This is a genomic window from Kribbella sp. NPDC004138 (assembly GCF_053603655.1).
In genome coordinates this window covers 178,824-192,064 of sequence record NZ_JBSGFZ010000007.1, presented here as the reverse complement: position 1 = coordinate 192,064, position 13,241 = coordinate 178,824, and the positions used below count along the sequence as shown (strand labels likewise).

Genomic DNA, 13,241 nt, shown 5'->3' with positions numbered 1-13,241 from the left:
ACGTAGCCAGTAGGTAAGCGCATACCGACTGAACCGGTCAAGGTCCGGTGACAAGATGACGGCATGAGCTCACCCGCCGTCTCCGCCGTCCTCTTCGATGCCGATGGGGTCGTCCAGCGCCCGTCCCGGGACTGGTGGTCGCGCCTGACCACGCTCGTGCCCGCCGACGGCGAGGCGTTCGTCGCGGACCTGATGCAGGCCGAGAAGCCGGCGCTCGTCGGCAAGGGCGATTTCCGCGACGCGGTGGCCGACGTCCTGCGGCGCTGGGACTCGCCGGCATCGCTCGCCGACGCCCTCGAGCCGTGGAGCTGGTTCGACGCCGAGCCCGCGGTGATCGCGCTGATCCAGTCGCTGCGCACGGCCGGCATCGGGTGCCACCTCGCGACCAACCAGCAGGCGTACCGGCGGGCGATCATGCAGGACGAACGCGGGTACGGCGCGTGGTTCGACCAGACGTTCTACTCGTGCGACCTCGGGCTGGCCAAGCCGGATCCGGCGTACTTCCGGGCAATCCTCGGCGCCCTGCGGGTGCCCGCGCCGGCCGTGCTGTTCATCGACGACAACGAAGACAACGTGGCCGGTGCGCTGAGCGTCGGGCTGCGTGCGGAGTACTACGACCTGTCCGCCGGCGTACCGGCTCTGGCGGACCTTCTTCGGCGGCATGGCCTGCCGATTCCGGTCTGAGGTCTTGTGACGGCGCGGGGGCTGTGGCATCGTCGCCCCCTGTTGACAACGTAGGACAGTCCACCAGCCGCTCCCTGGAGGCACCTCATGTCCGATCGCCGACTCTCGCGCCGCCACGCCCTCGGTCTCACCGCCGGGCTCGGGCTCGCCGCCACCGTCTCGCCGTCCCTCGCCTTCGGCGCCGCACCCGCTCCGTCGGCGTACCCCAAGGGGCAACGGCCGCACTTGCTGAACGTCTTCGACGAGTCCTCGCTGAGCCTGCCCGAGCGGACCCTGGCGACAACGCTGCAGGGCCTGCTGGCCCGGCGCGGCGGCGAATCGCTCTACCTCAACCTGCCCGGGCTCGGGTACCAGCACTGGCTCGACGACCTCGTGGCACGGTACGGCGTCCGGGCGCGCACCGGTGACCTGTGGAAGACCGTCAGCCGGTCCGGCGTCCGCGGATATGTGCTGTTTCGTGCTGGGACCCCGTCGGTCAACGTCGCGACCACGCTCGCCGGCGTGACTGGTGCCGTGGCGGTCGAGGAAAGCCTGGAGGCACTCGCGATCCGCAACGGATTGCGCAAGGTCCTGGACGTGCGGGACAAGGACGACCGCTGGGTGTTCGAGACGTACTGGCCCCGGCTGCGGCACGACGTCGTGGTCGAGCAGCGCGCGGACATCCCGGAGCGGCTCCGGGACTACGTCACGATGGCGGGGGCGCTCGCCTTCTTCGACGGCAACTCGGAGTTCCGCGCCGGCGTGGTCGGAGCACTGGACGACGACGGCACGGTCATCGGCTGGGGCGACGCCTCAGCCGGCGAGGACGCTTTCATCGGCGTCAACTCCGCCACCGGCGTGAAAGCCCTGCCCGCCGACCACGCCCGCAACTTGTCGGTCCTGTCGGGCATTCGCGAGGACCGCGTGACGCAACAGGTCTCCGCCAAGCTCCCGGAGCCGGATCCGGACGCGCACTACGTGAGTTTCCTGATCACCGACGGGGACAACATCCAGTGGGCGCTCGGCGACTTCCCGACCGATCCGCGCTGGTTCGGCAGTCCGCGCCGGGGTGAGGTCGATCTCGGCTGGGGCATCTCGCCGTCGTTGATCGACCTGGCGCCGTCGGTGATGCGGTGGTTCTACGACCAGTCGCGGAAAGATCGCTGGGTCGTCGGCCCGTCGGGCGGCGGGTACCTGTACCCGAGCCGCTACCCCGCCGCCGCGCTGGACAAGCACACCGCGTCGCTCGCGCAGGCGATGGGCCGGTCCGATCTCTCGGTGGCGCAGATCATCGATTTCGACGCGTTCGAGAACACCCGGCTCTGGTCGTCGTACCTGAAGCGTCCTGAGATCGACGGCCTGATCTACCTCGAGTACTCGCGGTACGACGGCCTCAAGGGCAAGGTGGTGTGGTCCGAGGGGAAGCCGGTGATCTCCGCGCGCACCATGCTCTGGGAGGGGCTCGACGGCGCCGACGAGGCGTCGGTCACCACCGAACTGAACACCGCGACCCGCAACCCGTTCTCGACCGCCGGCTACTCGATCGTCGTCTGGCATGCCTGGAGCAAGTCCGTCGACGACGTCCTCACGGTCGTCGACGGCCTCGCACCGCACGTCAAGGTCATCCCACCGGACACCCTCGTCCGCATGGTCGGTAAGCACGCCAAGCCGTAGGCCTCACCGGCTCAAGGGGTGAGGGCACGGGCGACGGGCCAGGCGCCGGGTGAGGTGTTCGACAGGACGGTGCGGGTGGTACTGGTGTGTGGGTCGTGCGTGGACTTGAAGGACGCGCCGGCGTCGTACCCGACCAGGATCGCCATGTCGGTGCTCTCGTGCAGCCAGAAGCCGAGACCGTAGCGCCTGGCCTCCTCGGGTACGTCGCAGCGTGGTCGTAGCACGTCTTCGACCGACGACACGATCTCGCCCGCGTACAGCGCGCGCCAGAAGGTGGAGATGTCCGCGGCGGTGCTGTAGATGCCGCCGTCGCCGGTGGCCAGTACCGGCAGGTGGAACACATTGGAGCGGTCCACCCCGTCCAGAGGCAGGTATCCCACGGCCGCGTCGGCGGGTAGCTCGTCGGAGCGCAGGAAGTCGGTTCTGGTCATGCCGGCCGGGCGGAGCACGCGCTCCCGGACCAGGTCGTGGTAGCCCACTCCGCCGGCCCGCTCCGCCAGCAGGGCGAGAACCACGAAGCCACCGTTGCAGTAGGCGAACCGCTCACCAGCCCGGAACTTGGTGGGATGCCCGTCCAGCAGGGGCAGGAATGCCTCGGTGGTGGTCAGCTCGTGCGCCGCGCCGATGACATAGTCGGTGATCTCGGTGTCGGCCTCCTCGTCCAGGTAGTCGCCGATGCCGGACGTGTGCGTGAGGAGATGTTCGACCGTCACGTCGTCCGCGATCAGCGGCAGATCCTTGCCGAGCAGGCTTCTGGCGGTGGTGCTCAGCTCCAGCACACCGTCGCGCACCAGCGAGACCACCGCCAGAGCGGTGAACCCCTTGCTGCCACTGGCGATGCCGAATCTGGTGTCCAGGGAGTTGGGAACCTTGTAGGCGCGGTTGGCCAGCCCGTAGGCCCTCGCGAACTCGATCTCGCCCGCCCGGTCGATCCGGACCACACCGGAGAACCCGGTTTCCTGAGCAATCCTGTCGACATCCCCCTGCGCCATTGCCGCAGATTAACGCAGGCGGGCCGTCATGAGGCGGTCAGTTCGCGAAAGTACACGGCTACTGGGACTTTGACGCAGCCGAGGCTTTCGTAGAAGGCTCGGGCCGGGGCGTGGAAGGCGTCGCCGCCGGTGCCGATCTCGACGTACTGCGCTCCCTCGGTGCGCATCGCCGCGAACGCGTGCCTGCAGAGCGCGGTCGCGATGGTCGAGCGCCGGTGCTCGCGTGCGACCGCGAGCAGTTCGACCGTGGCCTGCCGGCGCTCGGTGTCGAGGTGCCAGGCGACGTACCCGATCGGTACGCCGTTGACCTCCGCGACGGCGACGTACTTGTGCGCCGCCGGATCGTGCAACCCGGGCAGCTGCCTGCGGTAGTCGCCGCGCCAGTCGCCGTGCTGGCGGGTGAAGATCAGGTCACCGACCAACGGCCGGAACGATTCCTCGTAGAACGGCCCGAACGTGTCGATGGTGAGGTCGACGAGCCGGGCCAGGTCGCCGTCGACGTACGAACGAATCTGCATGGAGTGTGCCTCTCACGAGTGCAGGAAACGGGCAGGCGCGACCGGCCCGTCGCAGGCACGCAGGCAGCGACAGGCCGGGGGCAGCGCCGGGTACGCCCGGCGGCGAAGCACTCCATGCCCGCGATGCTAGCGAGCTACCGGCGGGACGGCGACCGGAATCATGTGCACCTGCCCGGTCCGCCGGCCATCGGTGAGGCGGGCGAAGTTGTCGGCGATGCTGTCGTCCATCCGCCACTCCGCGGTCAGCACGCACAGCGCCGGTCCGTCGAAGTCCACCAGCGTGAGCGAGAACGGCGCCCGGTTCTCGGGAATCTCGACGCGCTCCAGGATCTCGCCGCCCGCAGCCACCCGGACTACGCCTTCACCCCAGGTCTGCGACCAGATCGCGCCCTCGGCGTCGAGCACGATGCCGTCCGGGCCGAGGTTCTCGGCGTACACGCGGCGGTTCGACAACCCGCCGTCCGGCGCGACGTCGAACGCGGTGAGCCGGCCGGCGAACGACTCCGCGATCACCAGCGTCCGCCCGTCCGGGGTCAGCACCATGCCGTTCGGGAACTGGATGTCGTCGGCAACCTCCCGCACCTGACCGTCCGGTGTGACCAGCCGGATCCAGCCCGGCACCGGCTCCTCGCCGCCGACGAAGTCGAAGTCCGCGCCGTTCAGGTAGATGTTGCCCCGGGCATCCACGACGAGCTCGTTCGCGCCCTGGTCGGCGAGCACGGTGATCGATCCGTCCGGCTCGTAGCGGCGCAGCTTGTCGCCGGTGACGAGCAGCCGGCCGTCCGGCGACCAGTCGATCGACCAGCCCATCAGGCGCTCGACCGGCACCTCGAAGGTCTCGGTCTTCCCGGCCGCGTCGACCGCGACGATCTGCTGCTCGATCCAGTTGCAGAACCACAGCCGGCCGTCGTGCCAGCGCGCGGACTCGGGAAAGGCCAGGCCGTCCAGCAGGAGCTTCAGTTCGGACATCACGCCACCTCGTTCGTCGTTTCGGGCTCGTTCACCCCCTACACGAACGCGGCCCGGTCAGATCGACGGCTCAGCAGAAAAAGTACGCCGATGAGCGGCAGCGTGACCAGGTACGCCGTCCGCAGGTCGACGACCCGGGCGAGGACGGCAAGCAGCGCCGGCGCGACCAGGATCGCCGTACCGGAGGCCATCGCGCCGACCGCCGCGAGCCGGGCCGAACTGATGCCGGGGATCGCGACGAGGGCTGCGAGCGTCACCGGATACAGCGGGGCGACGCCGAGACCCGCGACGACCAGTCCGAGGGCGACCACGGCCGGTACGTCGACCATGCTCACCAGCAAGGTCCCGCACGCGGCGAGCAGGCCGGACGGGAACACCGGCGACCAGCCGCGCCACCGGATCGGGCCGATCGCCCGGCCGACCGCCATACCGATCGGAAACGCACTGCCAAGCAGCGCGGCGGTCGCCGTCGGCAGGCCGGCAGCCACCAGCCGAGCCACCGCCCACACCACGAAGCAGAACTCCACGGCCACGGCGAGCACGACGCGTAGCCAACCGACCCCCACGTCGACAACGACCCGCCGGCCCACTCGGCGCCACTTCCGGCCCAACCCGACGGCCGGGGCAGAGTCGATCAGGACGGGCACGGGCGGCTCGACGTCTTGCGGCCGCTTCCCTGCCTTGGAGCGGCGGGTCAGAAGAGCGAGCGCGAGGAGCGGCGGGGCTGCGGCGAGCATGGCCAGTCGTCCGCTGGGGCCCAGACCGTCCAGCGTGCCGATCGCCAGCGGCGCCAGGATTCCGGTCCCGCTGGCGACCGCGTTGACGCGGCTCAGCCGGGCGGCGGCCGCCGGGCCGTTGAGCATCAGCGGGGCGACCAGGACGAGCAGGGCGCCACCTAGACCGACCAGGAGGCCGCCGGCGATCGCGACGCCGTACGACGGGGCGACCGCGATCAGGACCGCACCCAGCGCGCAGACGACCGAGCCGAGCCCGAGAACGGTCGGCATCTGCCACCGCCGGAGCATCCGCGGGCCGACCACCGCCACCAGCAGCAGCCCGACCGCGAACCCGGACGACAGCAGCGCCAGCCGGCTGGTCGGCTCGTCGAGATCCCGCGCGAGGATCGCCACGCACGCCCCGAGCCCGGCCAGCACGAACCCCATCGCCGACAGCGCGACACCGATCCGCACCTCGTCGGCGCGGGCCCCAGCCTGTACCTGAGCCTGCGCGGTCATTCCAGACCTTTGAACAGCGCGTCGAGGCGGTGCAGGTCAGGCAGCTCGATGTCCGCCGGGATGCCCTTCAGCCCGGCCGTCAGCGCACCCGACGCCTGCCCGGCCGACAGTCCGACCACCGTGTCCTCGACCACCAGGCAGCGCGTCACCGGTACGCCGAGCAGCTCGGCCGCCCGCAGGTACCCCTCGGGGTCCGGTTTGCCGCGACTGACGTCGTCGACCGTGACGAGGACCGACGGCGCGATCCCGGCCGCGGTCAGCCGCACCTTCGCGAGCTGGGCCGGCGCACTGGTGTAGACCGCCCACGGCAGGCCGAGCCGCTCCAGCGTGCCGAGCAGCTCGAGCGCACCCGGCTTGTCCACCACACCGTCGACGTCGTTGACCTCGAGATCGAACACCCGGGCCCACGCCGCGGTCCGATCGACTGTCGATGCGTCGGGCAGGAAGTGCGCCACGGTCGCCATCGCCGGGTTGCCGTGCGCGACCGCGAGCACCTCGGCCGGCACCAGGCCGAACTCGGTCGCCCAACGGCTCCAGCTCCGGTCGACGACCGCGTCCGAATCGACCAGAGTGCCGTCCATGTCGAACAGCACGGCGCGGATGTCCCGGATCTCCATGACCCCTCCCATTAAACTCGTCCTCCGAGCATAAGGGGAAGGACACCGATGACTCCAGTGCGCCGGGGGCAATGGCAGACGGCTGCGGACGTCCTGACCCAGCTCACCCGTCAACCCGGCATCACCCGGGCCGCGGTCGCGCGGGCGTTGCGCCTGAGTACCGGGTCGGCGACAGAGGTGACCGCCCGGCTACGCGACGTACATCTGCTGACAGAAGTACCTGCCGCCAGTCAGGGACGCGGCCGGCCGACAACAGTGCTGCAGCCGCATCCGCAAGGCCCTGTGGTGCTGGCATTGGACCTGCGGCAGAGCAGTTGGCGCAGTGCGGTCGTAGCGCTCGACGGTTCGCTGCAGGACCCGCAGTACAAGCGGCACCGCAGTCGGCGCGCACAGGTCGTGCTGAAGAACCTGCGGCGCGAGGTGGAGCAGGCCAAGCAGCGGTACGGCGCTCGGCTCCAGATGGTCAGCCTCGCCGTACCGGGCACTGTCCGCGACAACCACCTGATGCAGGCTCCCACTCTCGAGTGGGTGGAGCTGGACCTCACGCGGGTCACTGAAGGCACGGGCGTGCCGCTGCTCGCCGGCAACGACGCGACGCTGAGTGGCGTGGCCGAAGCTCGTACAGGCGCAGCCGCCGGAGCTGGTACGGCGGTGCACCTCATCATCGAGGTCGGTATCGGCGGGACGCTGCTGATCGACGGCGTACCCGCACAGGGCGCGTCGGGAGCCGGCGGTGAGTACGGCCACATGCCCTTCGGTGACCGCTCTCGCCCCTGTCCGTGCGGTGCACGCGGCTGTTGGGACCTGGAGATCGACGGACGCGCCCTGGCACGCCACCTGAAGCAGCCGACGCCGGACGACCCCGTTGCGTACACGGAAGAGGTACTCCGGCGCACGGACCGCGCTGCCCGAGCAGCCGTGACCAAGGTGGTCACGGCGCTCGGCTACGGCATCGCAGGTCTGGTGAACGCGCACGACCCGGACGTAGTGACCATCGGAGGTCTGGCGATACCCCTCCGCGCCGCAGCCGAGGACACGTTCACCGAGGCCTACCTGAGCGGTCTCATGACGTTCCACCGCGGCGCACCCCCGCCAGTACTCCCGGCCACTCACCAGCCGGACGGTCCGCTCCGCGGCGCGGCCGCACTCGCGCTGGACCACCTCACCAGCGAGCCGGCGATCGCGTCCTGGGTCGCCCACCGGTTCTGACAGCGGGGCTCAGGCCGGCACGACGTCGAAGTACGCCTTGTACGTCGAACCTTCGCCGTTGTGCATCGTGAACCAGGTGTATTTCACGCCCTGCTCCTCCAGCCGCGGCTTGTCCGCCTCCGCCAGCAACTCGCTGCGCCGGAAGGACTTCGAGACCACGCCGAGGTTGTCGTCGCCGAGATCCAGCAGGCCGTTCACCAGGTCCACGGCGAGCTTCTCCGCCCAGTCGGGAACCGGGATCCCGGCGCCGAGCAGCGCGATGGAGCCGGCCCGCGCCACCGACTCGACCGTCTCGCGGTACTTGTCCGGATCGCCCTCGTCGTGCTCCATCACCGTGACCACGATCGACACGTCCTGCGCCGGGCCCTGGTAGCAGGCCGCGACCGGGCCGTCCCACGATCCGCCCTGGTTGACGTGCTCGTAGGTCCCGACACCGATCGGGTGCCGCTCGGTCCGCACGACCGGGTTGCCGTTCTCCGAAGTGATCGCGGTGGTCAGGATGTAGATCTCGTCCTCGCCGTCGAGTTCGACGTCCACCTCGCCGAAGCAGATCATCCCGGTGTAGCGCAGCGCCACGACCGGTGCGGGCACCTCACCGTCCGGCCTGTGCGGTAGGACGAACCCGTACCCGAGCGCGGCATGCGCGCCGCCGCGCGGGCACCGCCCCTTGTCGTCGTACCCGTCGTAGAACATGGCGTGGCAGCCGCCGCAGAAGCGCCACTCCGTCTGCGCCGTCGGCGTTCCCGGCACGTCGTGCGGCAGCACGAAGTTGAAGCCCGCGGCGGCGTGGTTCCCGCCCGCGGGGCAGGGCGCCTGGTCCGGCGACCCGTCGTAGAACATCGCCTGGCACCCCGTGCAGAAGCGCCAGCCGTCCTGCGCGGACGCCGTCGGCGCCACGTCGTACGGCAGCATGAAGTCGTAGCCCATCGCGGTGTGCGATCCGCCCGCAGCACAGGCGCCCTTCGCGTCGTACCCGTTGTAGAACAAGCTGTTGCATTTGGTGCAGAAACGCCATTCGTTCTGCTCGGCCATCGCCGTCCCCTCCCGTTGGTTGCGACAACTATCGCCACCGCGATCGGCGCCGGGCACGCGTCGCGGATCACTCAGTGACACGGCAGGATCACAAAATCGGCTGCACACCGACACGCTGAGCTGCCACCCTGGAAGGAGCACAGGGGACAGGGGGCGGAGATGGACGACCACACCGTGACGGGGCGGGTGCTCGCGATCCTGGACGTGCTCGCCGAGACCGGAGCGCCGACGGGACTGGCCAAGCTGACCGAGCTGACCGGCATCCCGAAGCCGAGCGTCCGGCGGATCGCCGACGACCTCGTCCGCCGGCGGTTGCTGGAGCGTGACCTGGCCGGCTACCAACTCGGATCGCGGATGCGCGCCTTCGCCAGGACCGCGGAGCGGCTCGCCTGCAAGTCCGACCTGATCCGGCCGTTCCTGCACGAGCTGCATCAACGCACCGGCGCCATCGCCTGGGTCGCGCACACCGACGCGACCGGCTACCTCGCGATCGCCGACTCCGCCCACGATCGTCCGCAGGGCCGGTTCATGGCCCGCGAGTGGCCAACGCGGTTCGAGTACGACACCTTTCCGGGGATGGCCGGCGCCCAACTCGTCGCCGTCGACCATCCCGAGGCGATGGAACGGGTCCTGCGCCGCGGGCTACCGCGGCACACTGCCCGCACCATCACGCTCCCGGGCAGGTACGAGGCGCGCGTCCGCCAGGCGGCGGAGACCGGCCGGGCGACGGAGTACGAGGAGGCGCGGCTCGGCTGGTGGTGCGGCGCCATCCGGCTCGGGCCGCCGCACGACCAGCTCATCCTCGGCGTGACCGGACAGCTCAACCGGACGCCCGTTCCGCAGGTGATGCGCCGGCTCGAGGCCGCCCGCGACCCGATCGTGCGGGAGCTCGCGGCTCACGCCTCCTGAGACGGCTCGAGATCCGGCGTCCGGATCTCCTCGGCGTCCTCGTCCACGGTCGGCTTGGGGACGATCGGAGGCTCCACCTGGGCCAGGATCTCGATGATGTCGTGGCGATGGTGCTGGATCTCGTGGGCGGTGTGGCGGATGATCCAGCCGAGGGTGCGGGGTGCGCGAACCGGGTAGTTGTAGAGGCCGAGCTTGCCCAGCTCCTGCGGCCGGAGGACCCGCGCGGCGGCGCCGAACTCCTTGGCGAAGCGGACCAGCTCGGCGGCGACCTCCATCGGGTCCTGGTCCTCGTACTTCTGCTGCTTCACCCGGCCGGTGCGGTCCATCGGCGCGTACACCGGCCGGTCCTCGGCCAGGCACTGCGCGATCCGGTGCCGCTGCACCTCGAGGACGTCGCGGACATGGCACGCATACTCGATCGCGGACCACACCTCCGGCTCAGGCCGCAGCCGCACCACATTCGGGTCCGGACCGGCCGCTGCCTTCGTCAGCGCCATGCTGCAGTCCGCCGACTGCCGGATGAGCACGGTCACCGTGCCCTGCAGGTCACCGGTGTCGTAGTTGAAACCGCACTGCTCGCAGTACCCGTCGACAGGGGGCTGCTGCTTGCTCAAGTGGCACTCCCTCGGAATCTCCACGCGTGATCGACCGGACCGATACCGTCGCCGAGCGCGAACCCGGCCCCGATCGCACCGGTCACGTACTCCTTCGCCGCGCCCACAGCACTCGGTACGTCGTACCCACGAGCAAGGTACGACGCGATGGTGCTCGCCAGTGTGCAGCCCGTGCCGTGCGTGTGCCTGTTGTCGGCCCGGACCGCGCTGTACGCACGCCGTACGCCGGGACCGTGCAGCACGTCGACCGACGCCGTGCCGACGTCGTGACCGCCCTTCACCAGCACCCAGTCCGCTCCTGCGTCCAGCAGCGCCTTCGCGGCGAGCTCCCGGTCCTCGACCGTCTCCAGGTCGATACCGGAGACCGGTCCGAGCTCGGTCAGGTTCGGTGTGAGGACCGTGGCGAGCGGGACGATCTCCGTGCGCACGGCCTCCATCGCGTCGGCCGCGAGCAGCGCGTCGCCGTGCTTGGACACCGACACCGGATCGACGACGACCGGCACCTCCGGCGGCAGCGTCCGCAGCAGTGAGGCGACCACGCGGACCATCGACTCGGACGCCAGCATGCCGGTCTTCACGGCGTCGACGCCGATGTCGTCCACCACACTGCGGAACTGCGCACGCACCTGCTCCGCCGGCAGCTCCCAGGCGCCCTGGACGCCGAGGCTGTTCTGCGCGGTGATCGCGGTCAGCACACTCATGCCGTGCACACCGTTGGCGAGCATCGCCTTCAGGTCCGCCTGGATGCCGGCTCCGCCACCTGAGTCGGAGCCGGCGATCGTCAGCACTCTGGGGGGCGGCATCTCAACTCCTGAAGTGGGCGTGGCCGGTCTCCGCAGCATACGGCGAGCCGTCGACGGTCACGGTCCCGGGCGGGCGTTCCTCGTTGCCCTCAGCAACCGATCCGATCACGGTCCAGCCCTCGGGCACGTCGGCCGGCTCGAAGGTACCGACCAGGGCGTGGTCCTCGCCGCCGGTCAGCACGAACCGCAGCGCGTCCACACCGGTCGCGGCGGCCACCGCCTGCAGCGGCTCGGGCACCGTGAGCGCCTTCGTGTGGACGTCGATGATCACCTCGCTCGCCGTCGCGATGTGGCCGAGGTCGGCCAGCAGCCCGTCGCTCACGTCACACAGCGAAGAGGCTCCGGCGAGCGCGGCCCGCGGACCCTCGGCGTACGGCGGTTGCGGGCGCCGGTGCGCCTCGACCACGGCCCGCGGTGAGCGGAACCCGCGCGCCAGCACCGTCCAGCCCGCCTCCGCCCAGCCCAGCCGCCCGACGTACGCGACCTCGTCGCCCGGGCGGGCACCGGACCGCAGGAGCGGCGCACGGCCGTCCAGCGAGCCGAACGCGGTCACCGAGACGACGATCTTGTCGGACTGGACCGTGTCGCCGCCGATGATGCTGGCCCGGACCAGATCGCACTCGTCGACCAGGCCCTGGTTCAGCTCCAGAGCCCAGGCGGTCGGCAGGTCGGCGGGGCCGCCGAAACCGACCACCAGCGCGGTCGGGCGGGCGCCCATCGCCGCCACGTCGGCCAGGTTCTGCGCGGCGGCCTTGCGGCCCACGTCGTACGCCGACGACCAGTCCTGGCGGAAATGCCGGCCCTCGACCAGCAGATCCGTCGTGATCACCATGCGGCCGTCCGGCACCGCCATCACGGCAGCGTCGTCGCCAGGACCGACCAGGACGTCCTCACTCTTGGACAGCCCCTTGGTGACGGCCGCGATCAGGCCGAACTCACCCGTGCTCCCCAACGTCTCTGTCACGTCAGCAGACCTCCCATATCGCTGACCGGAGTCTAGGCGGTACCGTGACCGGGCAACGAGTACGCCCAGCCACCTGGCAGTACTGTGGCTGGAGCCCAGCTGAGGACGACTGAGTGGAGAACGACGTGGTGGTCCAGGCCTACATCCTGATCCAGACCGAGGTCGGCCGGGCGGCCGACGTCGCCGCACAGATCGCCGAGGTCCAGGGAGTCACCCTGGCCGAGGACGTCACCGGTCCGTACGACGTGATCGTCCGCGCGGAAGCCCGCAACGTCGACGAGCTGGGCAAACTGGTGGTTGCCCGGGTCCAGAACGTTCCCGGCATCACCCGCACGCTGACCTGCCCCGTCGTCCACATCTGAACCCCGCCACGCCGGACCCGCCACGTTCTCAGATGGCCAAGCAAACGCTCGCCGGATCGGCACGCGCCCGCGCCGCTGCGGCTGGACCGGTCCCGTTGTCGCCGTCCGGCGTGTTCCGGGGCGTGGCCGCGGCGTTCGCGCTGCTGCTGGTCGCCGGGTGCAGCCCCGGCCCGACGCCCGTCCCCGTCCCGTCCCCCGGCCCTGAGGTCGCCGCCGCGTGCGCGGACCTGATCAAGGCCCTCCCCGACAAGGTCCTCGACGCCGAGCGCCGGGAAACCTCGCCGAAGAGCACGCTCACCACGGCGTACGGCGACCCGCCCATCGAGATGACCTGCGGCGTCGCCGCCCCCGCCGGCATGGCCGAGGCCCAGTCCCAGTGCTTCGAGGTCAACGGCGTCGGCTGGTTCGCCAAACAGGTCCAGAACGGCTTCATCTTCACCACGATCGGCCGCACCCTCTACTTCGAGGTCGCCGTCCCCTCCAAGTACTCCCCCGAAGCCAACGCCCTCACCGACGTCTCGGACGCTGTCCACAAGTTCGACAAACTCGTCACGCCCTGCACCTGACAACGGCATACTCCCTGGCGAGATCGAAAATCGTCTGCTGGTTCGTGTCCGGTTGCGGTGCGCGGGGGCGACGTCTCGGGTGGAAGTGCCCGGTGGTGGGTGCTCGGACGACGG

Annotated in this window: 15 protein-coding genes; 6 read left to right on the top strand and 9 right to left on the bottom strand. The window is 70.3% G+C overall.

Annotation, left to right across the window (positions count from 1 at the left end; all coding sequences use genetic code 11):
• Positions 1-63: 63 nt before the first annotated feature.
• Entirely contained in the window at positions 64-684 is a 621-nt protein-coding gene (locus tag ACWEOO_RS12130; protein WP_452142972.1) for an HAD family hydrolase, read from the top strand.
• 87 nt (positions 685-771) lie between these two features.
• A complete protein-coding gene (locus ACWEOO_RS12125) occupies positions 772-2,337 on the top strand; it encodes a GxGYxYP domain-containing protein (protein ID WP_452142971.1) in 1,566 nt (521 codons plus the stop codon).
• An 11-nt stretch (positions 2,338-2,348) separates the two neighbouring features.
• Here the strand turns inward: ACWEOO_RS12125 and ACWEOO_RS12120 are convergent, their stop codons facing one another.
• The 5 genes from ACWEOO_RS12120 to ACWEOO_RS12100 all read right to left on the bottom strand — a co-directional run bounded on the left by ACWEOO_RS12120 (position 2,349) and on the right by ACWEOO_RS12100 (position 6,668).
• Positions 2,349-3,329 carry a serine hydrolase domain-containing protein gene (locus ACWEOO_RS12120; RefSeq protein ID WP_452142970.1) on the bottom strand — a complete coding sequence of 327 codons (981 nt, stop codon included), beginning with the start codon at positions 3,327-3,329 and terminating at the stop codon, positions 2,349-2,351.
• Positions 3,330-3,355: 26 nt separating this feature from the next.
• Positions 3,356-3,847, bottom strand: a complete 492-nt coding sequence (locus ACWEOO_RS12115) for a GNAT family N-acetyltransferase (RefSeq protein WP_452142969.1) — start codon at positions 3,845-3,847, stop codon at positions 3,356-3,358.
• Between the two features lie 126 nt (positions 3,848-3,973).
• Complete coding sequence (locus tag ACWEOO_RS12110; RefSeq protein ID WP_452142968.1) at positions 3,974-4,816, bottom strand: SMP-30/gluconolactonase/LRE family protein; 843 nt, start codon at positions 4,814-4,816, stop codon at positions 3,974-3,976.
• A gap of 38 nt (positions 4,817-4,854) precedes the next feature.
• The gene (locus ACWEOO_RS12105) at positions 4,855-6,051 is read right to left on the bottom strand and encodes an MFS transporter (RefSeq protein ID WP_452142967.1); all 1,197 of its coding nucleotides are present in this window, start codon (positions 6,049-6,051) and stop codon (positions 4,855-4,857) included.
• A complete protein-coding gene (locus tag ACWEOO_RS12100) occupies positions 6,048-6,668 on the bottom strand; it encodes an HAD-IA family hydrolase (RefSeq protein ID WP_452142966.1) in 621 nt (206 codons plus the stop codon). Before ACWEOO_RS12100 ends, ACWEOO_RS12105 begins: the two co-directional genes overlap by 4 nt.
• 48 nt (positions 6,669-6,716) lie before the next feature.
• Here ACWEOO_RS12100 and ACWEOO_RS12095 point away from each other — a divergent pair, with 48 nt between their 5' ends.
• Positions 6,717-7,877 carry an ROK family protein gene (locus ACWEOO_RS12095; protein WP_452142965.1) on the top strand — a complete coding sequence of 387 codons (1,161 nt, stop codon included), beginning with the start codon at positions 6,717-6,719 and terminating at the stop codon, positions 7,875-7,877.
• 9 nt (positions 7,878-7,886) lie between these two features.
• Here the strand turns inward: ACWEOO_RS12095 and ACWEOO_RS12090 are convergent, their stop codons facing one another.
• Positions 7,887-8,909 carry a hypothetical protein gene (locus tag ACWEOO_RS12090; protein ID WP_452142964.1) on the bottom strand — a complete coding sequence of 341 codons (1,023 nt, stop codon included), beginning with the start codon at positions 8,907-8,909 and terminating at the stop codon, positions 7,887-7,889.
• A 159-nt stretch (positions 8,910-9,068) separates the two neighbouring features.
• On the opposite strand from ACWEOO_RS12090, the gene ACWEOO_RS12085 reads away from it, so the two are divergent.
• Positions 9,069-9,818 carry a helix-turn-helix domain-containing protein gene (locus ACWEOO_RS12085; RefSeq protein ID WP_452142963.1) on the top strand — a complete coding sequence of 250 codons (750 nt, stop codon included), beginning with the start codon at positions 9,069-9,071 and terminating at the stop codon, positions 9,816-9,818.
• Here the strand turns inward: ACWEOO_RS12085 and ACWEOO_RS12080 are convergent.
• From ACWEOO_RS12080 to ACWEOO_RS12070, 3 genes are read right to left on the bottom strand one after another with little or no spacing between them, the layout of a single operon-like run.
• Complete coding sequence (locus tag ACWEOO_RS12080; RefSeq protein WP_452142962.1) at positions 9,806-10,432, bottom strand: DinB family protein; 627 nt, start codon at positions 10,430-10,432, stop codon at positions 9,806-9,808. The two genes, ACWEOO_RS12085 and ACWEOO_RS12080, sit on opposite strands and share 13 nt — an antisense overlap.
• A complete protein-coding gene (gene thiD, locus ACWEOO_RS12075) occupies positions 10,429-11,235 on the bottom strand; it encodes a bifunctional hydroxymethylpyrimidine kinase/phosphomethylpyrimidine kinase (protein ID WP_452142961.1) in 807 nt (268 codons plus the stop codon). Before thiD ends, ACWEOO_RS12080 begins: the two co-directional genes overlap by 4 nt.
• 1 nt (position 11,236) lies before the next feature.
• The gene (locus ACWEOO_RS12070; protein WP_359930591.1) at positions 11,237-12,199 is read right to left on the bottom strand and encodes a thiamine-phosphate kinase; all 963 of its coding nucleotides are present in this window, start codon (positions 12,197-12,199) and stop codon (positions 11,237-11,239) included.
• Between the two features lie 125 nt (positions 12,200-12,324).
• Between ACWEOO_RS12070 and ACWEOO_RS12065 the strand changes: the two genes are divergently transcribed.
• Positions 12,325-12,561, top strand: coding sequence for an Lrp/AsnC family transcriptional regulator (locus ACWEOO_RS12065; protein ID WP_170990044.1), 237 nt, complete (start codon positions 12,325-12,327; stop codon positions 12,559-12,561).
• A gap of 32 nt (positions 12,562-12,593) precedes the next feature.
• On the top strand, positions 12,594-13,127 hold the full coding sequence (locus ACWEOO_RS12060; RefSeq protein WP_452142960.1) for a DUF3515 domain-containing protein: 534 nt from the start codon (positions 12,594-12,596) through the stop codon (positions 13,125-13,127).
• Positions 13,128-13,241 lie beyond the last annotated feature (114 nt).

Excerpts from the sequence above, each read along its gene's own strand:
- ACWEOO_RS12130 (WP_452142972.1), top strand. The coding sequence starts at position 64 with ATGAGCTCACCCGCCGTCTCCGCCGTCCTCTTCGATGCCGATGGGGTC.
- ACWEOO_RS12125 (WP_452142971.1), top strand. The coding sequence starts at position 772 with ATGTCCGATCGCCGACTCTCGCGCCGCCACGCCCTCGGTCTCACCGCC.
- ACWEOO_RS12120 (WP_452142970.1), bottom strand. The coding sequence starts at position 3,329 with ATGGCGCAGGGGGATGTCGACAGGATTGCTCAGGAAACCGGGTTCTCC.
- ACWEOO_RS12115 (WP_452142969.1), bottom strand. The coding sequence starts at position 3,847 with ATGCAGATTCGTTCGTACGTCGACGGCGACCTGGCCCGGCTCGTCGAC.
- ACWEOO_RS12110 (WP_452142968.1), bottom strand. The coding sequence starts at position 4,816 with ATGTCCGAACTGAAGCTCCTGCTGGACGGCCTGGCCTTTCCCGAGTCC.
- ACWEOO_RS12105 (WP_452142967.1), bottom strand. The coding sequence starts at position 6,051 with ATGACCGCGCAGGCTCAGGTACAGGCTGGGGCCCGCGCCGACGAGGTG.
- ACWEOO_RS12100 (WP_452142966.1), bottom strand. The coding sequence starts at position 6,668 with ATGGAGATCCGGGACATCCGCGCCGTGCTGTTCGACATGGACGGCACT.
- ACWEOO_RS12095 (WP_452142965.1), top strand. The coding sequence starts at position 6,717 with ATGACTCCAGTGCGCCGGGGGCAATGGCAGACGGCTGCGGACGTCCTG.
- ACWEOO_RS12090 (WP_452142964.1), bottom strand. The coding sequence starts at position 8,909 with ATGGCCGAGCAGAACGAATGGCGTTTCTGCACCAAATGCAACAGCTTG.
- ACWEOO_RS12085 (WP_452142963.1), top strand. The coding sequence starts at position 9,069 with ATGGACGACCACACCGTGACGGGGCGGGTGCTCGCGATCCTGGACGTG.
- thiD (WP_452142961.1), bottom strand. The coding sequence starts at position 11,235 with ATGCCGCCCCCCAGAGTGCTGACGATCGCCGGCTCCGACTCAGGTGGC.
- ACWEOO_RS12060 (WP_452142960.1), top strand. The coding sequence starts at position 12,594 with ATGGCCAAGCAAACGCTCGCCGGATCGGCACGCGCCCGCGCCGCTGCG.